This is a genomic window from Bradyrhizobium sp. Pha-3, assembly GCF_042258325.1.
Taxonomy (GTDB): domain Bacteria; phylum Pseudomonadota; class Alphaproteobacteria; order Rhizobiales; family Xanthobacteraceae; genus Bradyrhizobium; species Bradyrhizobium elkanii.
On the sequence record NZ_CP170151.1, the window covers coordinates 5,924,310 to 5,944,127 of the forward strand.

A 19,818-nucleotide genomic window follows, 5' to 3' on the forward strand; every position below is an offset into this window, starting at 1 on the left:
GCTCCCTCCCCGATCGCGGGGGAGACGCGGCGAATGTCGCCGGTCGATTCAACCTGAATTCATCGCGCCTTAGCACAGCGAGGCAGCGCTGCATCATTTCTGAATATTAGAAAAATACCCCTGAGTTGCCCGACGTGTCAAGTTGCTTTTCGAACGCCGGCAGCCGCCGGCTACTTTGCATGGGGTTGTTTTCGATATTTTGGAGGCGCGCACCTGCAGCAGGGAGCACCTAAGCGGATCGCGAGCGACGGCTGTGCGGCCAGCGCCACAACAGCGCAATGAGGGCCACGAGCACGAGTCCGGCGGCCACAGCCTTGGCGGTGAACCGCCCGCCGGGCCAGTCGATCAGGCGAGTCCACAACGATGCCCCCTCGCCCTGACGCGGCAGGCGGAAGGCCACCACGCTATCGCCGATCGATGTGCCGGCCTCGGAATGGCCGCCCGCGCCGATCACGACGTACTGCTCGCCCTTCCAGAGGTAGGTCATCGGATTGGCGACGCCCGGCACCGGAAGCCGCCCGAGCCAAAGCTGTTTGCCCGACCTGGCATCGAACGCGCGCAGATAGGCGTCCATCGCGCCGGTGAACACCAGTCCGCCCGCGGTGATCGCGACGCCGTTGACCAGCGGCGTGCCGGTGTTGAGCGCGATGCCGAGCGGCGCGAGATCCTCACTGGTGCCGACCGACGCATGCCAGAGGATCTTGCCGGCCTTGAGATCGACCGCCACCGTCTCGCCCCATGGCGGCTTGTTGCAGGGCGACCCGACCGCCGACTTCGCCAGCGCCCGCGACATCGCGAACGGCGCCCCTTCCTGCTGGCCGAATTCGTGACCCGGCGGCGGATTGAAGCCCTTGGCCTGGTCGCGCGGAATCAGTGTGACGATGTGCGCCGCATGGCTGACATTGGCGTAGAGGATCTGATTGACCGGATCGAACGCCGCGCCGCCCCAGTTCACACCGCCGCCGGTCATCGGATAGATCACAGTGCCTTGCGTCGACGGCGGCGTGTAAAGGCCCTCATTGCGGGATTGCGCGAGCAGCGTCTCGCAGGCCGAGCTCCCGGTGCCCGGCAGCAGGCCGGCGACATCGTCGGCTGTCATCCGCTGCGTCAGCAACGGCGGCACATGGGTCGGGAACGGCTGCGTCGGCGACAGCCTCTCGCCCTCGGCTCCGTTCTGCGGCACCGCGCGCTCTTCCACCGGCCACACCGGCTTGCCGGTGTCGCGATCGAGCACGAACACAAAGCCCTGCTTGGTCGGCTGGATCACGACGTCGCGCTGACCATCGCCGGTGTCGATCCGCGCCAGCGTTGGCTGCGCCGGCAGGTCGTAGTCCCAGACGTCGTGATGCACGGTCTGGAATGCCCATGAGAGTTCGCCGGTCTCGATCCGCAGCGCAACGACGGAATCGGCGTGCTCGTCGTTGCCGGGGCGCTTGCCGCCCCAGAAGTCCGGACTGGGCGAAGTCGTCGGCAGGAACACCAGGCCGCGCTCCTCGTCCACCGACATCGGCGCCCAGACATTGCTGTGGCCGGCCTCGACGCCATTGTGCACGAGCGGATCGAAGCTCCAGCGCGGCTGGCCGGTCCGCGCATCGAAGGCGCACACTGCGCCGAGCGGCGCGTCGACCCGCCGGTTGTCGCCGATCGCCGACCCGACCACGACCACGCCGCGTCCCGTCACCGGCGCCGACGTGATCTGAAACTCGCCCGGCCATTCCAGCTTCATCCCAACGTCGATCTTGATCTCGCCACCGCTGCCGAAATCGGCGCAGGGCTTGCCGGATCTGGCATCGAGCGCGATCAGGCGCCGGTCATTGGTGCCGGTGAAGATGCGTGACTTGCAGGCCGTGCCTTCCGCCGCACGATCATCCGTCCAGTGCGCCACGCCGCGACAGACAAAGCGATTGGCGGGCCGCTGCGCCATGCTGATCTTCGGATCGAAACGCCATTTCTGCGCACCGGTGCCGGGATCGAGCGCGATCACTTCGTTGAACGGCGTGCAGAGGATCAGGCTGTCCTCGACGAACAGCGGTGTCACCTCGAACTTGGTACGCTTCATCACCTCGGGCGGGCGGGTATCGAGATCGCCGGTGCGGAATTCCCAGCCGCGCACCAGCGTGCCGACATTGTCTGATGTGATCTGCGTCAGCGGCGAGAAGCGCTGTCCGCCGCGGTCGCCGCCCCAATATTCCCAGGCGCGCGCCGGCTGACTACACAGCAGCAGCGCGGCAAGCAGGCAAAACAGCGACCGCATCGCGTCCTCCCCCAGGATGCGATCACCAGGCGCCGCATCTCATGCGGGGAAAGCCTTTACGCGATCGGCGCGTCAGTATCCACCCCGGCGATAGCCGCCGCCGTAGTTGCCGCGATAACCACCGCCGCCACCGATGCCGATCCCGATTCCGATCGGCGGTCCGGCAGGCTCATAGACCACGGTTGGAGGCGGACGGCGCACCACCACGACGTCGTCCTCGACGACGACGCGCGGCGGGCGCTTGCCCGCGCGCCGCGGCGGATCGGGATCGGCACGCTTTTTCACCGGCACGTTGGCCCTCTGCTGCAGCGGCTGTTGCGGCGGCGCGGCGTTGCAGGGACAGGTCGGCGCCGCCAGCGCGACGTTGGTCGCGGGTACGCTGAGCGCGACGGCGGGTGCCGGATCGGGACGGTAGCGCAGCCGTTCGATCATCTTGCGCGCGGTCGCTGTCAGGTCGGTGTCAGGATATTGCGCGAGGAAGCCGCGATAGGCCGCCGCCGTGTTGGCGAGAACAGCGCTATTCCACGCCACCATGCGGCGATGCCGGTCGAGCCAGTCGCGTGCCTGCAGGCCGCGTGGCGTACCGGCGAAGATCGCGGCGAAGGCTTCATAGGATTCGTCGGTACCGTCGACCACCATCAGCTCATTCGCGGCCTCGATCGGCTTGCCCTGCAATTCGCGCTTCCATTCGTCGACGCTGCGTTTGGCCGCGGGCGGCGGCGGCGCTGCGGGCGACGCCGCTGCCCCCGCCATGAAACGGAAGTCGTCGGTGAGCGAGGACGAGTCCCACGGCGTCTGGCGGCCGTCGGTTGCCTTGTTCACCGCCAGGCGAACGCGCTTGAAGGTGTCCTCAATCGGGATGCCCGGCTCCTTGGCCGAGGCCAGCAACGCGGTCGTGTAGGGGCTGTTGGCGCCGCTGCCGTCCTCGGCTTCCGCGCCCGGCGAGGTCGAGAACGAGACAAACGTGCCGGGCGAGCCGACCTTGGCATCGACGATGGCGAGCCCATGCCCCGCGGTCTTGCTGAGCTCCGGGAAAGGATTGTTGCGGCAGGCATCGAGCAGCACGATGCGCATCCGGCTCGGCACCGAGGTCAGCGTATTCAGGACGTCGTTGAGCCGAACTGCCTGGATCGGGATATCAGCCTCGCGCTTCGGATCGACATCGACCGGCACCAGATAGTTCTCGCCGTCGATCTGCAGGCCATGCCCGGCATAGAACACCAGCGCCACGGTGTCGGCGCCCTTTGCCGCCACCTGGCCGGCGAAATCGCTCAGCCGTGCGCGCATCTCGTCCTGCGACAGGTCCGATGCGGCCGTGACCGCAAATCCGGCATCGGTCAGCATCTGCGAGACAGCCTTGGCGTCGTTGGCCGGATTCGGCAGCGCGGGCACCGACTTGTAGGCCGACTGCCCGATCACCAGCGCCAGCCGGTTTTCCGCCGCCGCCGGCACGGCGCCGAGCAGGATCGCTGCCGGAACGATCAGGCTGAGGAGCGAACGGCGAAGCATGGCGGCCTCCGACAATGACATCGGAGATGGGTCGGAGGCCGTCAGGCCAAGGTTCATGCCGTGCGGCAATGTGCTGCCGACCGACGCCGGTTCGGATGTCGAATGGCTGCAGAGACCTAGCCCGGCTATTTCGGCTTCTTGGCCGGATCGGCTGCCGGCTTGGTGACACCCCAGGGATCGTATTTCTCCTTGGGCTCAGGGATCCGATCGAGCGCAGCCTTGTAGGCCTTCTCGTCGACCTTGGGCTTCTGCTCCGTCTTCGTATCGCCCCCACCGCCCCCTCGCCGGCCCTGGGCCAGCGTGGGTGTCGCGAGCAGCGCCAGAATGACGGCAGCAACCGTGAAGCGTTTCATGTCAGTCTGTCTCCCCCGCCGCCGCAGCAACATCCGGTAATACCTCTACCCCAACGATAACCTGTCGCTCGACATTTGTTGATCGACAAACCGCCGCGTGATGCGAATTCAGCACCACCAGGGGGGCGCAATCTTGGCGGCGGCACATTAAATTCGCTCAATGGGACAGGGACAAGTACATCTGGCGGCGCTGCTGGCCGGCGCCGCCTTCATATTGAGTGGCTGCGGGCTGGCGGACAGCCACGCGGTGTGGCCGGAGGCCTTGAAGGTCAAGGCTACAGAGCCGGCGCCGCTCGAGACGCCTCCGGACGTCAAACGGCTGGTCGCGGGCAAGCTGGATTCGGTGTTCACGGCCGGTTCACAGCCGACCCATGTGCGGGTCTCCGCCCCGCTGCACGACCCGCGCGGCACCGGCTGGACGGCCTGCGTCCGCGCCGAGCTGACATCGGTGATCGGCAAGCCGCTGGGGACGCAGACCTATCGCGTCTTCATCAATGAAGGCGCGATCTTCGATCGCCGGCAGGTGGAAGCCGACGACAATTGCGTGACGCAGAATTACGAGCCGATCGAGAGCTCCGTTCAGCTGGAAGCGCAGCGAAGCCCCAAACCTTGAAGCCCAAGCCTTGAAGCGCCAGCCTTAGCGTTTGGGCGCTTGAGCCGGCGAGCCGGCCGGGCCGCCGCCCACCGGTATGCTGAACGGCCCGTTAACACGACCGCTCAAATTGCCTGATGGCCTCAACGGCATTTTCCATTTCTTTCCGCTAGCGTTGCCCTGACGAACGCAAGGCCAATCGGCCTCGCGGAGTGGGGAAACAGGGACGTGGCCGATATTGCTGACCAGGCAATGATCCACCGTGCATCGCACAGGGATGCCACGGACGATCGCACGTTGCCGCCGCTGTCGGCCGCGCCGCTCAATGCATGGCGTGCGCTTGCCGCGCGCGCGATCGAGGCCAATGGCTACTATCAGCCCGACTGGGAGTTGGCGGTCGATGCCTCCGCGCGCGGCCGCACCGGCGCGGCGCTGCTCAGCGCCGCAGGCGATGCCGGGCAATTGATCGGGCTGTTGCCGGTCGTTCCGATGCGGCGGATCTACCGCATTCCCCTGCCCGCGCTGGTCGGCGCCGAACCTTATGGCACGCTGTGCACGCCGCTGCTCGACCGCGACGCCGCCGAGGAAGCGGTGGGCAAGATGCTGCGGCAGGCGCGCAATGCGGGCGCGCATGCACTGATCCTGCGCACCATGTCGCTCGAGGGGCCGGCCATGGCGGCGATCCGCGCGGTGCTGGCGCGAGACGGGTTGCAGCCGCGGATGCTCAGCGCCTATCAGCGCGCCGAGCTGGATGCGACGCGCGATGCCGACGAATTGTTGCGCGACGCGCTCGGGCCTAAGAAGCTGAAGGAGCTGCGCCGCCAGCACCATCGCCTGTCCGACCATGGCGCGGTGCGCTTCGATGTCGCCCGCACGCCGCACGAGGTTGCCACAGCGCTCGAGACTTTCCTTGTCCTCGAAGCCGGTGGCTGGAAGGGCCAGCGCGGCACGGCGCTCAGCCAGCATGCCGGCGATGCGGCCTTCATCCGCCGCGCGACGTCGACGATGGCCGAAGCCGGCCGCTGCGAGATCATCACGCTGCATGCGGGCGACACGCCGGTCGCGGGCGGCATCGTGGTGCGCCACCAGGACCGCGCCTTCTTCTTCAAGATCGGCGTCGACGAGCGTTTTTCGAAACATTCGCCCGGCACGCAGTTGACGCTCGAGCTGACGCGCCATCTCTGCGCCGATCCCGCGATCAACTCGGCCGATTCCACCGCGGCGCCCGGCCACCCCATGATCGACCCGATCTGGCGCGGCCGCTTCGCGATCGGCGACGTCTTGCTGCCGCTGCGGCGCCGCGATCCGCTGGTGCCGGCCATTCACGCCGCGCTGACCCTGAACAAATTCGCCTACGAAGGCGCGCGCGACGCCGTGCGCTTCATCCGTAGCCGGCGCGGCAAGCCCGGATAATGCGGTTTACCCTTTCGTAGGCATGCAGACACATCGGGAAACAACGGGCAGCCGCCGTCAGGTTGGTGTCAGCTGGCCCGACTAGCGTTGCTGCGCGCTGGTTCTCAGACGGCGCGCGCCCTTGCTTCGAAAGCCTCATCTGATGGAAACATCGGATGAGGCTTTTTGCCCGCGCTCTCGACGTCCCGACGCCAAACAAAAGGCCGCCTCAACCGGCGGCCTCCATGTCTTGCGCTTGGGACAACACGGCTCGTCGCGACGCGAATGATCGCCTCTCTCACTGCAACGGCGAGTGCGGTGCCGGCAGCATGATGGTCGAGTGCATCTCCTCGAGCACCTGCGTGCCCTTGCTCAAAAATTCCAGCCAGGCCGGATCCTTCATCGCGTTGCCGCGTGCGGCGGCGCGGGCGTTGAGATCGGGATAGGCCCAGATGTGGCAGACCTCGTTGGGCTGCCCGGCTTCGGTGGTCCAGAGACCGACGATCTTGGAGTATTTCTCGCGCTCCGGCATCACGCCGGTGATCAGATCGAGCCATTGCTTGGCGCCGCCGACCGGCTTGGCGCGATAGTTGCGGAATTCGTAGATGTTGCCCTTGGTCGCCGGCGCCACCGGCGGGATGACGGCATTGAGCAGCCGCACCTCCTGCCGCACCAGCAGCGGACGGATCACCGGAATATACTCGCCGGTCCAGCGCGGATTCTTGGCGAGCTCGGCGCGCAGCCGGGTCCGCTCGTTGAGATCGGCGTAGCTCCACATATGCATGACCTGATTGAGCGGACCGATCTCGGTGATCCAGTAGCCTTCCAGCTTGCCGAAATTGTCGGCGCGGATATCGCGCGAGATCGTGCTCGCCGCCTTCACCATCTCGCCGACGGCGCCTGGACGTACCGTGTAGGTGCGCAGCTCATAGATCATGATGGTCTCCCTGATTGTTTCCGATGGATGATATGGGCAAACGAAAAAGCCCGGCATGAGCCGGGCTTTCGATGTGGATTGCGGATTACTGCGCCGCCTGCGCGTTGATCTCGGCCGAGACCTGGCGGATGGCGCGGGCGAGCTGCTCGGCCGGCTGGGCACCGGACACCGCGTATTTCTGCGCAAACACGAAGGTCGGCACGCCCGAAATCCCCTTCTCGGCGGCTTCCTGGGCCTGCGCCGAGACCAGCGCGACATCTTCGTCGGTGGCAAGACGCTTGCGCACGTCGTCGGCATCGAGCCCGACGTCGCTTGCCGCCTGTACCAGCACGTTGCTGTCGGTGAGATCGCCGCCGTCGCGGAAATACAGCTCCATCAGCCGCTGCTTCATCTCGGCCGCCTTGCCTTTGGCCTCGGCCCAGTGGATCAGACGATGGCAGTCGATCGTGTTGGGCTGCCGCTTGACGAGTTCGGGATGGTAGGTGAGCCCCTCCTCATTGGCGGCGGCGACCACGCGGCCGGCGATGCCCTTGTAGGCGTCGACCGAACCGAATTTGGCGGTCAGATATTCGTCGCGGCTGATGCCCTCGCGCGGCACCAAGTTGTTGAGGAAGAACGGCCGCCAATGCACCTCGACCGGTACATCGGGCACCAGCTTGAGCGCATCCTCGATGCGATGCTTGCCGATATAGCACCAGGGGCAAACGACATCGGAGACGATGTCGAGGCGAAGCGGCTTCAGATCGCTCATGGCGGGGTTCCCGGCGGAAATGGAACGCCAAAGGTAGGCCGAAAGCGTCCCGAGACAAGCCGCTATTTCATACTGGCTGCCATCTGCCGCATCCGCTCGGCGGTCAGCTCATCGGCCGGGAAGAAGGTCTCCAGCGCCAGTTCCTGCAGCGTGATGTCGACCGGCGTGCCGAACACCATGGTGGTCGAGATGAAGCTCAGGATCTCGCCATTGAGGCGGAGCTTGAAGGGAAGCGCGACGTTGTTGTCGGTGGTGATCGGGGCCGACCGCGCCGGGATCGGATAGGACTTCAGGTCCTGATAGAGCTTGAGCAGCTCTGGATCCGCCGTTGCCTCGCATTGCCGATGCAGCCGCTCCAGAAGATGCGCGGCCCATTCCGCGAGGTTGACGGTGCGCGGCGCGAGGCCCTCGGGGTGGAAGGCAAGCCGCAGGATATTGAAAGGCTGGCCGAGCAGCCGCTGCGGCACACCCTCGAGCAGCGGCGCCACCATGCGGTTGGCAGAGACCAGATTCCAGTGCCGGTCATAGGCCAGCGCCGGATTGGGCTCGTGCGCCTTCAGCACCAGGTTGATGGCCTCGCGCGCCGATTTCAGCGCAGGATCATCCAGCGAGCGTTGCGGGAATGCGGGCGCGAAACCCGCGGCGACCAGCAGCACGTTGCGTTCGCGTAAGGGCACGTCGAGGCGCTCCGCCAGTTTGAGGACCATGTCGCGCGACGGCGCCGAGCGGCCGGTCTCGACGAAGCTCAAATGCCGTGCCGAGATCTCGGCATCGACGGCAAGGTCGAGCTGGCTGAGATGACGGCGCTGCCGCCACTCGCGCAGGTGCTCGCCGATCGGGACGGGTTTTGCGGGCTCGGCCCGCGCCATGGATGCATGTGCGTTCATGGTGCAAAACCTACCATGCGGAATTCGCCCGTTCCATTACGCCTGAGGTAATCGAATTGGCGCGCCGGCCGGCTCATCTTCCACGGCACAGGAGATGACCATGCTGATGCTGTCCCTTGTCCGCGCCCTCGCCGTCCTGCTGCCGTGGCTGGTCCATCTGGCCACCTGGCTGCTGGCGCGCTCGCTCAACATGCCGCAGCCGCTCGTGCACGCGACCGGCGTGTTCGTGTTCGCGCAGGTTTATGCGGTCGAGATGAGGGTCGGCAAGGCGCTGTGTCCGTTCCGGCTGTGGCGCCAGCTGAGGTCCCTGTTCGGCTGACCAACCCATCCCAACCCGAGGAGACACTGCCATGATCCATTCATCCCAGCTGCTGCGCCGCGCTTTGCTTGCCGACGCCGTGTTCAGCGGCGTATCCGCCATCGCGATGGTGCTCGACACCGGCGCGCTGGCATCGCTGCTCGGCCTGCCGGAAGCGCTGCTGCGCGAGACCGGGTTGTTCCTGATCGCCTACACCGCGCTGGTCGGCTGGCTCGGCGCGCGAACCTCGCTGCCGAAAGGACCCGTGATCCTAGTGGTCGCCGGCAACGCGGCCTGGACGCTCGCCAGCATCGCGCTGCTGCTGTCGGGCGCGGTGTCGCCAAACCTCTTCGGGACCATCGTGATCCTCGCCCAGGCGATCGCCACCGGCGTGTTCGCCGAGCTGCAATATGTCGGGCTGCGCCGCAGCGGTGAAGCGGTCGCGGCGTAAACCGAATGCCAGACGTGACGAGCGGCCGTCGCGGCAAACGCGGCGGCTGTTTCTGTCAGCTCAGCACCACCGCGACGATCATGCCGGCAAAGGTCAGCGCCAGGCCGATGATCAGCATCGGCACCAGACTGCTGCCGGAGAACGGATCGGCCTGATCCTGATGAAACCACGCGCCGTCGATGGCGCGCGCAATTGCCTTCGCCCTGTTCCTCATTGCACTGCTCCTGCTTCGCTTCGCCTGTAACGCTCGCCGACCGCCAGCATCACGCCCTGCCCGCTGGCGACGCCCATCTCGAGGCTCGAGGCGATGCGCCGCGCGCGATCGATGAAATGCGCCGCGGCCGCGGGCGGGCACAGCTCGGCTGCGGTCGCTTCGAACAGTTCGAGCCAGCGGTCGAAATGCGCGGCGTCGATCGGCAGCGGCATATGCTTGACCATCGGCGTGCCGTGATAGCGTCCGGTCATCAGCGCAACCGAGGACCAGAACGCGCACATCTGGGCCAGATGCGGCGCCCAATTGCTGATCCTGCTCTCGAACACCGGCCCGATCATCGGGTCCTTGCGGACCTCGGCGTAGAAGGCGTGCACCAGCTGCTCGATCATGGCCTCGGTGATCCCGGTCCGCGCGACGATCCCGGCGGTGATCTGCTCGCGGCGCTCTGCTCCTGTCATGGCTCACATCCTAAATAGGTATTTCAAATGCCTATTTAGCCTGCTATAGCTGATCCGCCAAGTGCTGATTTCGAAGGGCTTCCATGCGCCTGACATCGTTCACGGATTTTGCGCTCCGCGCCCTGATGCGGCTGGCCGGCGAGCCGGACCGATCGTTTGCCACCAGCGAGATCGCGGCCGAGTTCGACATTTCCCGCAACCACCTCGCCAAGGTGGTGCGCGATCTTGCCGAGGCCGGCTTCATTGCCACCCAGCGCGGCGCTGGCGGCGGCTTCTCGCTGGCGCGGCCGGCGGAAACCATCACCCTCGGCCAGGTGGTGCGCGCGCTGGAAGGCGGCAGCGCGCTGGTCGAATGTTTCAGGGATGACGGCGGAGACTGCCTGCTGCTGCCGCGCTGCCGGCTGAAGACGAAGCTTGCGGCGGCACGCGAGGCATTCATGCGCGAGCTCGACGGAACGACGCTCGCCGAATGCGCCTACCTGCCGCGTCCCGTCCGCCATCCCGCGAGGGCATCATGACGACGATCGCATTCGCGGACGGCGCGTTCGAGGTCGACGCCAATATCGTCGCCGAAGGCCTCGGCATCGCGGTGCCGCTGCTGCAGGCCGGGATGCGCTCGGGCGCGATCACGACGCGTTCGGAGCGCGGGCTCGACGCCGATCAGGGGCGCCATCGCCTCACATTCTTCTCGGGGAGCAAGCGTTTCCGTCTCGTCATCGACGAGCACGGCACGATCATCCAGCGCTCGACGCTGGATTTCGGCAATTCCCCGTTGCCACGCGCGGCGCACCGGCCGAGCGGCTAGAGCGTTTTCGGGCGACGTGGGTATCAGGCGTTCAGCGCCCGAGCGGTGCCCCGCTTCGACGAGGCAGCCTTCTTGCCCGCCGTGTTGATCAGGCTGTGACCATTGAGGTGACTGCCGTTCAGCGCCGTGCCGTTGACGAGCTTGCCGTTTGCTTTGGCAGCCTTCTTCGCCTTCCGCTGCCTGGCCCGCTCCTCGGCGAGCTTCTCGGCCTTGCGCTGTGCCTTCCGCTCGGCCCTTTCCTTCAGCCGCACCCGCTCCGCCCTCGCCTCCGCGCGCTTCTTCTTGCGCTTCTTCTCGCAGGCATCGCACTTGCAGCCGATCGGCTTCAGATAGGCTTTGAAATAGTCGGTTCCGTAGTCGTAATTGATTTCGTCGCCCGGCTCGATGTCCTTGATGGCGCGGATGAACACCTTGCGCTTGCGTGGACGAACGTCGGATTCCGCGTTCGGCCTGCAGGCGTGGTTGATATAGCGCGCGACGTTCTCGCGGATCGAGCCGTCGATGGTCCAGCGGTTGGTGAGCTCGAACAGATATTTGTTCTCGATCGCGTCCTCATCCTTCTTCTTCGAGTCGAGCAACGGCCCGAAATAGCGGATGATCTTGGTGCCTTTCTTGATCGGCTTGGTGGCGAAAAGGCCAAGACCGGTCCGGGAACGGCCGACGCGATAGGGCTTGTTGGATGATATCGTGGTCATGACGATCAAGGTTACGGCACGCAAGTGCACGCGACAGAAGTTGCGAAGCCGCCCTTCTAGGACGATTCCGCGCGCCTGTCAGGTGTTTCCCGCGTGTCTTATTGAACCTTCCCCAGATTGCATATGTCAGACACAAAGTAACGTCCGGATCCCAGGTTTCCCCCGATGAAATACCTTGCTTTTGCAACAGTCGTTATGGCGCTTGCCGGTGCAAATCCTGGTCAGGCCGGCGCTGAGACAATCAGCAGCAGCTACACATCGACCGCGCCGAAGGCCTGCCGCATGATCGGCAAGCCCAGCGAGGAGGACGGCAGCACCACGAGGGTCTGTCCGGGAAAATCCGCGCTCGTGGTGCTGATCAATGAGGGCGATCTGCGCGAAGTGGTCTCGGTGGGCCGAAACCGCGAGGCGGCAGCCAGGGAACCGGCCGCGCAGGCCTGGTTCGGCCCGTTCAGCTCGACCGGCGATACGGTCGAATGGCGTGCAGCCGGCGGCAAGCCGTTTGCGATCATCCAGCGCTGGCAGATCGCCGACAACAGCGAGCAGGACAAGCGCGGCGGCCCCGTCTCGCGGGCAATGCTCGCCGTGACCCGGCTGCCGCCGGGCGATGTCTGTCATGTCGCCTATGTCGACGTCGCGGCCAATCCCGACGCCAACGCGCTGGCGCGGCACGCCGCCGACGATTTCGCCCGCGATTTCAAATGCGGCACGGATACGGTGAAGACGGTCGGACAGAGCGGCCGGACCACGTCGCTTGTGAGGCGCTAGCCCACGGGCAGCACTGGTTATTGCCGCGCCGAGCGGCCCGCGGACAATCGCAGCATCGCAGTCAACAGCGTTTCCGCGGATGTGCCCTCGGGCGACCGATCCAGAATCGTCTTGAGGCGTCCGTCGAGCAGCAGCATGGTGAAACCATGCACCAGCGACCAGGCGGACGCGATCGCGGCCGCCTGATCCAGCGTAAGCTGCTCCTTGGAAATCTGCTCGTGCCGGCTGGCGCCGACGCCGCGGGTCAGCCCTGCGAACGAAGCCTCGGATGCCTCGTGCAGCGACGGCCGCGAATGATCGAGCCGCTCGCTGCGGAACATCAGCCCGTACATGCCGGGATGTGCCTGGGCATAGGCAACATAAGCCTTGGCGCTCGCCACGCCCTTCTCGGGCGTCGTGGCTGCCGAAGCGTCCGCAGCCGCCATCGCGAGGCCAAATTGCCGGAAACCGATCGCCGCGAGTTCGCTGAGCAAACCGGTGAGATCGCCGAAATGATGCGTCGGGGCGGCGTGCGACACGCCGGCCTCGCGCGCCACCGCACGCAATGTCAGTCCCGCCAGTCCATCACGCTCGAGCACGCGCTCGGCGGCCTTCAACAGTGCCTCATGCAGATCGCCGTGATGATACGGCGTGTCGTTGGCGCGGCGCCGTGGGGCAGGACGAGCCGCCGCGGTCCGTGCAACCCGGCGGGTCGGAGCCCGTGCCGGGCGAGTCGCCTTGTTTTGTTTGGATATTCTTGCCATCGGGCCCTTATATGTCGCAATTTTTACACTGTAAAGATTTTGCTTGACGATCGGCGGCGTCATCCTTACTGATATCTTTACGATGTAAAGATCATAATGCAGGGAGATGCGGAATGCTCGACCAGGTCACATCCAATGCGGCGCGCACCAATCTGGCGCCGATCCCATTCGAAGCCGACGCGCCGTTCCTGAAGATCTCGGGCGAATTGCCCCGCGAGCTGAACGGCACGCTCTATCGCAACGGTCCCAACCCGCAATTCGAGGCGCCCGGTGCGCACTGGTTCGTCGGCGACGGCATGCTGCACGCCTTCCATCTCGAGAACGGCCGCGCCAGCTACCGCAACCGCTGGGTCCGCACACCGAAATGGCAGGCCGAGCACGACGCCGGCCGCGCGCTGTTCGGCGGCTTCGGGCGCAAGATGCCGGATGCGCCGGCCACCACGACGACCGACGGCGGCGTCGCCAACACCAACATCATCTTCCATGGCGGCCGCCTGCTCGCGCTCGAGGAAGGCCACCTGCCGACCGAGATCGAGCCCGGCACGCTCAATCGCCTCGGCTATTGCGACTACAAGGGCGCGATCTCCGGCCCCTTCACCGCGCATCCCAAGATCGATCCGGTCACCGGCGAGATGGTGTTCTTCGGCTACAACGCCGCGGGCCCGCTGACGCCGGCGCTGTCGTTCGGCGCGGTGAGCTCGTCCGGTGTGGTGACGCGGTTCGAACGCTTCGAGGCGCCCTATGCCAGCATGGTGCACGACTTCATCGTCATCGAGAACCATGTGCTGTTTCCGATCCTGCCGATCGCCGGCAGCATGCAGCGCGCGATGCGCGGGCAGGCGCCCTATGCCTGGGAGCCGGAGAAAGGCGCCTATGTCGGCGTCATGAAGCGCAGCGGCGCGTCAAAGGACATCGTCTGGTTTCGCGCCGAGACCTGCTACGTTTTCCACGTGATGAACGCGTGGGAGGACGGCAACCGCATCATCGCCGACGTGATGCAATTCGAGGAAGCGCCGCTGTTCAACCATCCCGACGGCTCGCCGACCGACCCGCGGAAGAACCGCGCGCGCTATTGCCGCTGGACCTTCGACCTCTCCGGCAACACCGACCGCTTCACGCAAACCTATCTCGACGACCTCACCGGCGAATTCCCCCGCGTCGACGATCGCCGCGCCGGATTTGCCAGCAATCACGGCTGGTATGCCTGCGCCAACCCCGATCTGCCGATGTTCGGTGCGCTGTCGGGCATCGTGCATGTCGACGGCCGTGGCAAGCGGCTCGGCCACTATCTGCTGCCCGCCGGCGATACGATCTCCGAGCCCGTCTTCGTCGAGCGCAGCGCTGACGCCGCGGAAGGCGACGGCTGGCTGCTCGCGGTGGTCTGGCGCGCCCGCGAAAACCGCAGCGACCTCGCCGTGTTCAACGCGCAAGATGTCGAAGCCGGCCCGACCGCGCTGGTCCATCTCGGTCACCGCGTGCCGGATGGATTCCACGGCAATTGGGTGGGGGCGGAGTAATCGTCGATCGTCCCAGACGTCAGAGCAGCAATTCCTCGCTCGTCATGCCCGGCCTCGTGCCGGGCATCCACGTCTTGGTCGCCACTTGCGGGAAAGACGTGGGTGGCCGGGACATAAGCGAGCGGAAGCGACGCCGCCCGTCAACGGCCACGCCCGGCCACAACGATGCGGGATGGCGGCGCCAAGTGCTGAGCCACATTTATGGCACTGTCAGAGCTGGATTTTTTCCAATCACCTCACTATTTTGACACTGTAAAGATTTCGCTTGACGCTTTCACTACTCGCCTCTAGGGTATCTTTACGATGTAAAGATTAGCCGATGAGGCTCACCATGACGATCTTCCTGATCCTCGCTCCCTACGGTGCCTTCGCCATGCTGATGCTGGTGACATCGGCCACGGTGAGCCTGCTCTGTGCCGCCCTGATCTGCCTTGCCGTGATCGCGTTCGATGTCGCACGCGGCCGCAGCATCAAGATCCTCGGCGTCGGTTCGGTGATCGTGTTCGCCGCGACCGGCTTCTACCTCATCTTCGTCGACGCGACGTCGAGCAGCATCGCGGTGAAGATCGCGGTCGATGCCGGCATGCTGCTGGTGTCGCTCGGCTCGATCATGATCGGCCATCCCTTCACGCGGCAATATGCGCTGGAGCAGGTCGATGCCGAGACCGCGAAGCTGCCCGGCTTCATCCACGCCAACTACCTGATCACCGGCGCCTGGACCGTCGCGATGCTGCTCATGCTGATCGGCAACATTGCGGTGCTTTACGTGCCGGCGCTGCCGCTGTGGACGGGCCTCTTGATCGCCTTCGCCGCACGTAACGCGGCGGTGTACTTCACCCACTGGTATCCGCACCATCGCGCGGCCAAGGACGCGGCGCCGCCGGCCGGCGCGCTGCCGTCCCGCTAAACGCTGTCATAACAACATCACCACGATCATCCCGAGGAAACGGAAACCATGACGATGAAGAGCGTATTTGCCAGGCTTGCGAGCGACTTCCTTTCCACCATCGTCTTCCTGGCGGTCTATTTCGCCACCGACAATGTCCTGATCGCCACCGGCGTCGCGATCGCGGGCGCAATTGCGCAAGTGGTCTATGCGCGCGTCAAGGGACAGGCGCTCGGCTACATGACCTGGGCGAGCCTTGGGCTGGTGATCGTGCTCGGCGGCGCGACGCTTTTCACCAACGATCCACGCTTCGTGCTGGCGAAGCCCGCGATCGGCCACGTCGCGATCGGCGCGATCATGCTCAAGCGCGGCTGGATGCTGCGCTATCTGCCGCCGATCGTGACCGAGACGATTCCGGAATACGCCACCCTCGCCGGCTACGCCTGGGCCGGGCTGATGTTCATCCTCGCCGCCGGCACCATTGCAATCGCGGCGACCGGCGACATGAAGCTGTGGGCATTCTACGTGTCGGTGGTGCTGGTCGGCGCCAAGATCGCCGCCTTCGCGATCCAGTATGTCGCCTTCCGCGTCCTGGTCGGAAGCCGGCTGCGCGCCGCCGCCCGCGCCTGATCGCCGCAGCCGCGAACTAGGCGCGCGCGGCAAGATGGGCTATACCCGCGCACGCGTTTTCTTCACGCGAACCGATAGCCATTTCGCTTGAAAGCGCCTTACCCGGAGGGGAGACATCAATGGCGGTGGACGGAAACTGGAATCTCACGATGACGACCCCGATGGGCGAGCGCAAGGCGACGCTGTCGCTGGCAAGCTCCGGCGGCACGCTCACCGGCACGCAGGGCGCCGAGGGCAACTCCACCGAAATCTTCGACGGCACCGTGAACGGCGACGACGTCGCCTGGAAGGTTTCCATCACCAATCCGATGCCGCTGACGCTCGAATTCACCGGCAAGGTCTCCGGCGACGGCATCTCCGGCGAAATGGGCATCGGCCCGATGGGCAGCTTCCCGTTCACCGGCACGCGGGCGTAACGCCGGCCGAACACGCCGGCCGGCGCAGTCGCGCGCTCAGCGACGCACGCCGGCCGGCTCGTTGCGATAGGTCCTTTGCACGGAGCTGCGTTCAAGCTCCGCAGCTGCCGCGGCAGCTTGATCCGCCGAAGCGCGGATGTTGCCGAGGTTCGCCACCGCGGCAGACGCCATCGCGGCATGAAGGCGCGACATCTCGAACTGCCGATGCTGCAGCGTGGAAGAGACGCGTTCCTGCATCGCGGCGAGATACAAGTCCCGCGTCTTGGGGTTATCCTCGAGGTTCTTGGCGTAGTTCTGGGTAGGCCCCTGCGCGCCCTCCAGCTTCAGCTTGACGCGCGTGGAGTCCTTGTCCTCAGCCGAGAGCTGAGCGGTGTAGCGGAACAACTCCTCGCCCTTCCGGCGGACGATCCAGACGACTTCCGAGTCGCCGTTGCTGCGGACCCCGACATCCAGCGCAGCGCTTCCGAACACCAAGGGCGGCAGCTCAGCCTTCGCGAGCTCCTGGCGTGCCTGCGCGATCGGCACGCGATAGACCATGCCGTCGCCGGGTGAAAGGTTGAAGTACAGATAGACCACCACGCAGGCCACAAGAAATACACCGAAGGAAAAAGGCTTCATCGTCAATCTCCCATCCATTGCGATTAATCGTCAGCGCGGAGTCATCTCATCCACGCCGACCTCGGGATGAGCGCGGAGGGTCGACGACAAACCTTAAGGGTACTTGGCTGAAATCGGTTGCTTTCTTCGATGGGCACAACCTCGCGCGTGGCGGAACGTCGCAGCCGCTGCAGCGTGGTTAATGCAAACGATACAGGCTGAGGCGGACGGCCGCGCCGCGTGTGACGCCGTCACACCCCACTAAAACCAGATCTGCATCGGCAGACCGTGCCCATCCGGCGGCGGCACGCCTTCCGGAACGCTTCCGCAAGGTTCGCGCGCAGCCAGCGCCACTGCACACGCATCCAGCACATCGTCGCGCTTCGCGCCGGTGCCGATCCGCATCCGGGTGAGCCAGCGATCGATCTCGCGGAAGCCTGATCGCTTCAGCAGCCTGCAGCGGAGCGCATCGCCCTCCTCCGACTTCTTGCGCGGCAGCGGCGTGCCGCCGTTCAGCCGCAGGAACACCAGTTCGGGATGCACCTCGCGGATGTCGCGCGCGGCGTTCGCGCGGACGAACGCGTCGACCTCCATGATCTTCGGCCCGAGATGCCAGAGCTGGCGCGAGACACGGCTCTGGCCGCAGCGCACCGCTTCCGCATTCGCGAGGTCGGGATCGTCAAACTGCTGCCACAGCCAGCGCCGCGCGCCGGTGAAGACGCGCGAGGTGTGCGGGCGCAATCTCACGCGCGCAAGCAGGTCGCAATCGCGCTCGCCGTCATCGGTCAAACCGATCGGGATATCGATCCCGGCGCGATCGAACGGGCGCGAAAGCGCGCCCGCAATGTCGCTGTGAAAGGAAATCGTGCGCCGGTCGCCGTCGATGGTGACGGCGACCCAGCCTTTGGAAAATCCGTCGAGGCCGACCGCAATCAACCCGGATCCTCAACCGAGGTTCAATTCCTTGAAGAAGTCGTTGCCCTTGTCGTCGATGATGATGAAAGCCGGGAAGTCGACCACCTCGATGCGCCAGATCGCTTCCATGCCGAGCTCGGGATACTCGACCACCTCGACCTTCTTGATGCAGTGCTCGGCGAGGTTCGCCGCGGCGCCGCCGATCGAGCCGAGGTAGAAGCCGCCGTGCTTCTTGCAGGCCTCGCGCACCGCGACCGCGCGGTTGCCCTTGGCGACCATCACCATCGAGCCGCCCGCGGCCTGGAACTGGTCGACGAAGGAATCCATGCGCCCCGCCGTGGTCGGGCCGAACGCGCCCGAGGCGTAGCCGTCGGGCGTCTTGGCGGGACCCGCGTAATAGACCGGATGGTTCTTGAAATAGTCCGGCAGCGGCTCGCCCTTCTCCAGCCGCTCGCGCAGCTTGGCGTGCGCGGAGTCGCGGGCGACGATCATGGTGCCGGTCATCGAGACGCGGGTCTTGATCGGATATTGCGACAGCGTTGCGAGGATCTCCTTCATCGGCTTGTTGAGGTCGATCTTGACGACCTCACCGCCGAGCGACTGCTCGACCGCGGGCAGATACTGCGCCGGGTTGTGCTCGAGCTCCTCGAGATAGACGCCGTCCCTGGTGATCTTGCCGAGCACCTGGCGGTCCGCCGAACAGGAGACGCCGAGCCCGATCGGCAGCGAGGCGCCGTGGCGCGGCATGCGGATCACGCGCACGTCGTGGCAGAAATATTTGCCGCCGAACTGCGCGCCGACGCCGAGCGACTGCGTCATCTTGAGGATTTCCTGCTCCATCTCGAGATCGCGGAACGCATTGCCGTCGGCCGAGCCGTGGGTCGGCAGCGCGTCGAGATAGCGCGCCGAGGCAAGCTTCACGGTCTTCATGCAGAGCTCGGCCGAGGTGCCGCCGATCACGATCGCAAGGTGATACGGGGGACATGCCGCGGTGCCGAGCGTCAGCACCTTCTCCTTCAGGAAGGCGAGCAGCCGGTCCTTGGTCAGCACCGACGGCGTCGCCTGGAACAGAAAGCTCTTGTTGGCCGAGCCGCCGCCCTTGGCCATGAACATGAACTTGTAGGCGTCGTCGCCCTCGGCGTAGATTTCGCACTGCGCCGGCATGTTGTTGGCGGTGTTCTTCTCCTCATACATCGACAACGGAGCTACCTGCGAGTAGCGCAGATTGCGGCGCAGATAGGCATCGCGCGCGCCTTCGGACAGCGCGGCCTCGTCGTCACCGTCGGTGATGACGTTGCATCCCTTCTTGCCCATGATGATCGCGGTGCCGGTGTCCTGGCACATCGGCAGCACGCCGCCGGCCGCGATGTTGGCGTTCTTCAGGAAGTCGAAGGCGACGAACTTGTCGTTGTCGCTGGCTTCCTTGTCCTCGAGGATCGAGCGCAGCTGCTTCAGGTGGCCCGGCCGCAGATAGTGGTTGATGTCGCCGAAGGCGGCCTCGGAGAGCGCGCGCAGCGCTTCCCGCGACACCACGAGCATGTCCTTGCCCAACACCTTCTCGACCCGGACGCCCTCGCTCGTCACCTTCTTGTAGGGCGTGGTGTCGGCACCAAGCGGGAACAGAGGTGTGTGCTTGTAGGGCGGAACGGGCTTCTGCTGGTCGGGGAAGGCTGAGGGGGCGTTCATGAGCTGCTCGTCGGTTTCGAAAGGCCGATGCCGGCCGCGGGGCCGCCGGCAATGTAGAGCCGTT

The 19,818-nt window shown here is 65.6% G+C and carries 24 protein-coding genes; 11 read left to right on the plus strand and 13 right to left on the minus strand.

What is annotated here, in order from left to right; all coding sequences use genetic code 11:
• Positions 1-229: 229 nt before the first annotated feature.
• The 3 genes from ACE10X_RS28180 to ACE10X_RS28190 all read right to left on the minus strand — a co-directional run bounded on the left by ACE10X_RS28180 (position 230) and on the right by ACE10X_RS28190 (position 4,116).
• Positions 230-2,254 carry a pyrroloquinoline quinone-dependent dehydrogenase gene (locus ACE10X_RS28180; RefSeq protein ID WP_375763178.1) on the minus strand — a complete coding sequence of 675 codons (2,025 nt, stop codon included), beginning with the start codon at positions 2,252-2,254 and terminating at the stop codon, positions 230-232.
• A gap of 72 nt (positions 2,255-2,326) precedes the next feature.
• Positions 2,327-3,763, minus strand: a complete 1,437-nt coding sequence (locus ACE10X_RS28185; RefSeq protein WP_038386000.1) for a caspase family protein — start codon at positions 3,761-3,763, stop codon at positions 2,327-2,329.
• A 125-nt stretch (positions 3,764-3,888) separates the two neighbouring features.
• The gene (locus ACE10X_RS28190; protein WP_016848541.1) at positions 3,889-4,116 is read right to left on the minus strand and encodes a hypothetical protein; all 228 of its coding nucleotides are present in this window, start codon (positions 4,114-4,116) and stop codon (positions 3,889-3,891) included.
• Between the two features lie 160 nt (positions 4,117-4,276).
• Here ACE10X_RS28190 and ACE10X_RS28195 point away from each other — a divergent pair, with 160 nt between their 5' ends.
• Both ACE10X_RS28195 and ACE10X_RS28200 read left to right on the plus strand, forming a co-directional pair.
• Positions 4,277-4,729, plus strand: a complete 453-nt coding sequence (locus ACE10X_RS28195; protein ID WP_375763179.1) for a hypothetical protein — start codon at positions 4,277-4,279, stop codon at positions 4,727-4,729.
• A 207-nt stretch (positions 4,730-4,936) separates the two neighbouring features.
• Positions 4,937-6,121: a GNAT family N-acetyltransferase gene (locus tag ACE10X_RS28200; RefSeq protein WP_375763180.1), complete on the plus strand. Its 1,185-nt coding sequence runs from the start codon at positions 4,937-4,939 to the stop codon at positions 6,119-6,121.
• Between the two features lie 277 nt (positions 6,122-6,398).
• Here the strand turns inward: ACE10X_RS28200 and ACE10X_RS28205 are convergent, their stop codons facing one another.
• From ACE10X_RS28205 to ACE10X_RS28215, 3 genes are all read right to left on the minus strand, one after another.
• Positions 6,399-7,037, minus strand: coding sequence for an NIPSNAP family protein (locus ACE10X_RS28205; RefSeq protein ID WP_035631194.1), 639 nt, complete (start codon positions 7,035-7,037; stop codon positions 6,399-6,401).
• Positions 7,038-7,122: 85 nt separating this feature from the next.
• Positions 7,123-7,788: a DsbA family oxidoreductase gene (locus ACE10X_RS28210; protein ID WP_375763181.1), complete on the minus strand. Its 666-nt coding sequence runs from the start codon at positions 7,786-7,788 to the stop codon at positions 7,123-7,125.
• A gap of 62 nt (positions 7,789-7,850) precedes the next feature.
• Entirely contained in the window at positions 7,851-8,675 is an 825-nt protein-coding gene (locus ACE10X_RS28215) for a helix-turn-helix domain-containing protein (protein WP_038385984.1), read from the minus strand.
• A 94-nt stretch (positions 8,676-8,769) separates the two neighbouring features.
• On the opposite strand from ACE10X_RS28215, the gene ACE10X_RS28220 reads away from it, so the two are divergent.
• Together ACE10X_RS28220 and ACE10X_RS28225 are read left to right on the plus strand one after the other, a co-directional pair.
• Positions 8,770-8,994 carry a hypothetical protein gene (locus ACE10X_RS28220; RefSeq protein WP_051003089.1) on the plus strand — a complete coding sequence of 75 codons (225 nt, stop codon included), beginning with the start codon at positions 8,770-8,772 and terminating at the stop codon, positions 8,992-8,994.
• Positions 8,995-9,025: 31 nt separating this feature from the next.
• Positions 9,026-9,424 carry a hypothetical protein gene (locus tag ACE10X_RS28225; RefSeq protein ID WP_375763182.1) on the plus strand — a complete coding sequence of 133 codons (399 nt, stop codon included), beginning with the start codon at positions 9,026-9,028 and terminating at the stop codon, positions 9,422-9,424.
• A 55-nt stretch (positions 9,425-9,479) separates the two neighbouring features.
• Here the strand turns inward: ACE10X_RS28225 and ACE10X_RS28230 are convergent, their stop codons facing one another.
• Together ACE10X_RS28230 and ACE10X_RS28235 are read right to left on the minus strand one after the other, a co-directional pair.
• A complete protein-coding gene (locus ACE10X_RS28230; protein WP_016844794.1) occupies positions 9,480-9,638 on the minus strand; it encodes a hypothetical protein in 159 nt (52 codons plus the stop codon).
• Complete coding sequence (locus ACE10X_RS28235; RefSeq protein WP_375763183.1) at positions 9,635-10,096, minus strand: group III truncated hemoglobin; 462 nt, start codon at positions 10,094-10,096, stop codon at positions 9,635-9,637. Before ACE10X_RS28235 ends, ACE10X_RS28230 begins: the two co-directional genes overlap by 4 nt.
• Before the next feature lie 83 nt (positions 10,097-10,179).
• On the opposite strand from ACE10X_RS28235, the gene ACE10X_RS28240 reads away from it, so the two are divergent.
• Positions 10,180-10,614 carry an Rrf2 family transcriptional regulator gene (locus ACE10X_RS28240; RefSeq protein WP_038385989.1) on the plus strand — a complete coding sequence of 145 codons (435 nt, stop codon included), beginning with the start codon at positions 10,180-10,182 and terminating at the stop codon, positions 10,612-10,614.
• Positions 10,611-10,901 (plus strand): DUF6522 family protein, encoded by a 291-nt coding sequence (locus ACE10X_RS28245; protein WP_038385990.1) that lies wholly within the window; start codon positions 10,611-10,613, stop codon positions 10,899-10,901. Before ACE10X_RS28240 ends, ACE10X_RS28245 begins: the two co-directional genes overlap by 4 nt.
• A 23-nt stretch (positions 10,902-10,924) precedes the next feature.
• On the opposite strand, the gene ACE10X_RS28250 is transcribed toward ACE10X_RS28245, so the two are convergent.
• A complete protein-coding gene (locus ACE10X_RS28250) occupies positions 10,925-11,596 on the minus strand; it encodes an SET domain-containing protein (protein ID WP_038385991.1) in 672 nt (223 codons plus the stop codon).
• Positions 11,597-11,761: 165 nt separating this feature from the next.
• Between ACE10X_RS28250 and ACE10X_RS28255 the strand changes: the two genes are divergently transcribed.
• Positions 11,762-12,364: a hypothetical protein gene (locus tag ACE10X_RS28255; protein ID WP_375763184.1), complete on the plus strand. Its 603-nt coding sequence runs from the start codon at positions 11,762-11,764 to the stop codon at positions 12,362-12,364.
• Positions 12,365-12,381: 17 nt separating this feature from the next.
• On the opposite strand, the gene ACE10X_RS28260 is transcribed toward ACE10X_RS28255, so the two are convergent.
• Positions 12,382-13,107 (minus strand): TetR/AcrR family transcriptional regulator, encoded by a 726-nt coding sequence (locus ACE10X_RS28260; protein ID WP_304557761.1) that lies wholly within the window; start codon positions 13,105-13,107, stop codon positions 12,382-12,384.
• A gap of 113 nt (positions 13,108-13,220) precedes the next feature.
• Between ACE10X_RS28260 and ACE10X_RS28265 the strand changes: the two genes are divergently transcribed.
• From ACE10X_RS28265 to ACE10X_RS28280, 4 genes are all read left to right on the plus strand, one after another.
• Positions 13,221-14,624, plus strand: coding sequence for a carotenoid oxygenase family protein (locus tag ACE10X_RS28265; protein ID WP_375763185.1), 1,404 nt, complete (start codon positions 13,221-13,223; stop codon positions 14,622-14,624).
• Positions 14,625-14,943: 319 nt separating this feature from the next.
• Positions 14,944-15,531: a hypothetical protein gene (locus tag ACE10X_RS28270; protein WP_375763186.1), complete on the plus strand. Its 588-nt coding sequence runs from the start codon at positions 14,944-14,946 to the stop codon at positions 15,529-15,531.
• A 54-nt stretch (positions 15,532-15,585) separates the two neighbouring features.
• Positions 15,586-16,140 carry an inner membrane-spanning protein YciB gene (locus ACE10X_RS28275; protein ID WP_375764620.1) on the plus strand — a complete coding sequence of 185 codons (555 nt, stop codon included), beginning with the start codon at positions 15,586-15,588 and terminating at the stop codon, positions 16,138-16,140.
• Between the two features lie 119 nt (positions 16,141-16,259).
• A complete protein-coding gene (locus tag ACE10X_RS28280; RefSeq protein WP_028337138.1) occupies positions 16,260-16,556 on the plus strand; it encodes a hypothetical protein in 297 nt (98 codons plus the stop codon).
• Positions 16,557-16,592: 36 nt separating this feature from the next.
• Here the strand turns inward: ACE10X_RS28280 and ACE10X_RS28285 are convergent, their stop codons facing one another.
• The 3 genes from ACE10X_RS28285 to ACE10X_RS28295 all read right to left on the minus strand — a co-directional run bounded on the left by ACE10X_RS28285 (position 16,593) and on the right by ACE10X_RS28295 (position 19,754).
• A complete protein-coding gene (locus ACE10X_RS28285) occupies positions 16,593-17,174 on the minus strand; it encodes a hypothetical protein (protein WP_038386002.1) in 582 nt (193 codons plus the stop codon).
• Positions 17,175-17,414: 240 nt separating this feature from the next.
• On the minus strand, positions 17,415-18,089 hold the full coding sequence (locus tag ACE10X_RS28290) for a DUF429 domain-containing protein (protein WP_375763187.1): 675 nt from the start codon (positions 18,087-18,089) through the stop codon (positions 17,415-17,417).
• A 9-nt stretch (positions 18,090-18,098) separates the two neighbouring features.
• Positions 18,099-19,754, minus strand: coding sequence for a fumarate hydratase (locus tag ACE10X_RS28295; RefSeq protein ID WP_038386003.1), 1,656 nt, complete (start codon positions 19,752-19,754; stop codon positions 18,099-18,101).
• Positions 19,755-19,818: the final 64 nt, after the last annotated feature.

Bases quoted from the DNA above. Each gene is read 5' to 3' on its own strand.
- ACE10X_RS28205 (WP_035631194.1), bottom strand. From the start codon at position 7,037: ATGATCTATGAGCTGCGCACCTACACGGTACGTCCAGGCGCCGTCGGC.
- ACE10X_RS28285 (WP_038386002.1), bottom strand. From the start codon at position 17,174: ATGAAGCCTTTTTCCTTCGGTGTATTTCTTGTGGCCTGCGTGGTGGTC.
- ACE10X_RS28235 (WP_375763183.1), bottom strand. From the start codon at position 10,096: ATGACAGGAGCAGAGCGCCGCGAGCAGATCACCGCCGGGATCGTCGCG.
- ACE10X_RS28295 (WP_038386003.1), bottom strand. From the start codon at position 19,754: ATGAACGCCCCCTCAGCCTTCCCCGACCAGCAGAAGCCCGTTCCGCCC.
- ACE10X_RS28230 (WP_016844794.1), bottom strand. From the start codon at position 9,638: ATGAGGAACAGGGCGAAGGCAATTGCGCGCGCCATCGACGGCGCGTGG.
- ACE10X_RS28270 (WP_375763186.1), top strand. From the start codon at position 14,944: ATGAGGCTCACCATGACGATCTTCCTGATCCTCGCTCCCTACGGTGCC.
- ACE10X_RS28190 (WP_016848541.1), bottom strand. From the start codon at position 4,116: ATGAAACGCTTCACGGTTGCTGCCGTCATTCTGGCGCTGCTCGCGACA.
- ACE10X_RS28220 (WP_051003089.1), top strand. From the start codon at position 8,770: ATGACCATGCTGATGCTGTCCCTTGTCCGCGCCCTCGCCGTCCTGCTG.
- ACE10X_RS28240 (WP_038385989.1), top strand. From the start codon at position 10,180: ATGCGCCTGACATCGTTCACGGATTTTGCGCTCCGCGCCCTGATGCGG.
- ACE10X_RS28250 (WP_038385991.1), bottom strand. From the start codon at position 11,596: ATGACCACGATATCATCCAACAAGCCCTATCGCGTCGGCCGTTCCCGG.
- ACE10X_RS28265 (WP_375763185.1), top strand. From the start codon at position 13,221: ATGCTCGACCAGGTCACATCCAATGCGGCGCGCACCAATCTGGCGCCG.
- ACE10X_RS28185 (WP_038386000.1), bottom strand. From the start codon at position 3,763: ATGCTTCGCCGTTCGCTCCTCAGCCTGATCGTTCCGGCAGCGATCCTG.
- ACE10X_RS28275 (WP_375764620.1), top strand. From the start codon at position 15,586: ATGAAGAGCGTATTTGCCAGGCTTGCGAGCGACTTCCTTTCCACCATC.
- ACE10X_RS28260 (WP_304557761.1), bottom strand. From the start codon at position 13,107: ATGGCAAGAATATCCAAACAAAACAAGGCGACTCGCCCGGCACGGGCT.
- ACE10X_RS28215 (WP_038385984.1), bottom strand. From the start codon at position 8,675: ATGAACGCACATGCATCCATGGCGCGGGCCGAGCCCGCAAAACCCGTC.
- ACE10X_RS28280 (WP_028337138.1), top strand. From the start codon at position 16,260: ATGGCGGTGGACGGAAACTGGAATCTCACGATGACGACCCCGATGGGC.
- ACE10X_RS28225 (WP_375763182.1), top strand. From the start codon at position 9,026: ATGATCCATTCATCCCAGCTGCTGCGCCGCGCTTTGCTTGCCGACGCC.
- ACE10X_RS28180 (WP_375763178.1), bottom strand. From the start codon at position 2,254: ATGCGGTCGCTGTTTTGCCTGCTTGCCGCGCTGCTGCTGTGTAGTCAG.
- ACE10X_RS28255 (WP_375763184.1), top strand. From the start codon at position 11,762: ATGAAATACCTTGCTTTTGCAACAGTCGTTATGGCGCTTGCCGGTGCA.
- ACE10X_RS28195 (WP_375763179.1), top strand. From the start codon at position 4,277: ATGGGACAGGGACAAGTACATCTGGCGGCGCTGCTGGCCGGCGCCGCC.
- ACE10X_RS28245 (WP_038385990.1), top strand. From the start codon at position 10,611: ATGACGACGATCGCATTCGCGGACGGCGCGTTCGAGGTCGACGCCAAT.
- ACE10X_RS28210 (WP_375763181.1), bottom strand. From the start codon at position 7,788: ATGAGCGATCTGAAGCCGCTTCGCCTCGACATCGTCTCCGATGTCGTT.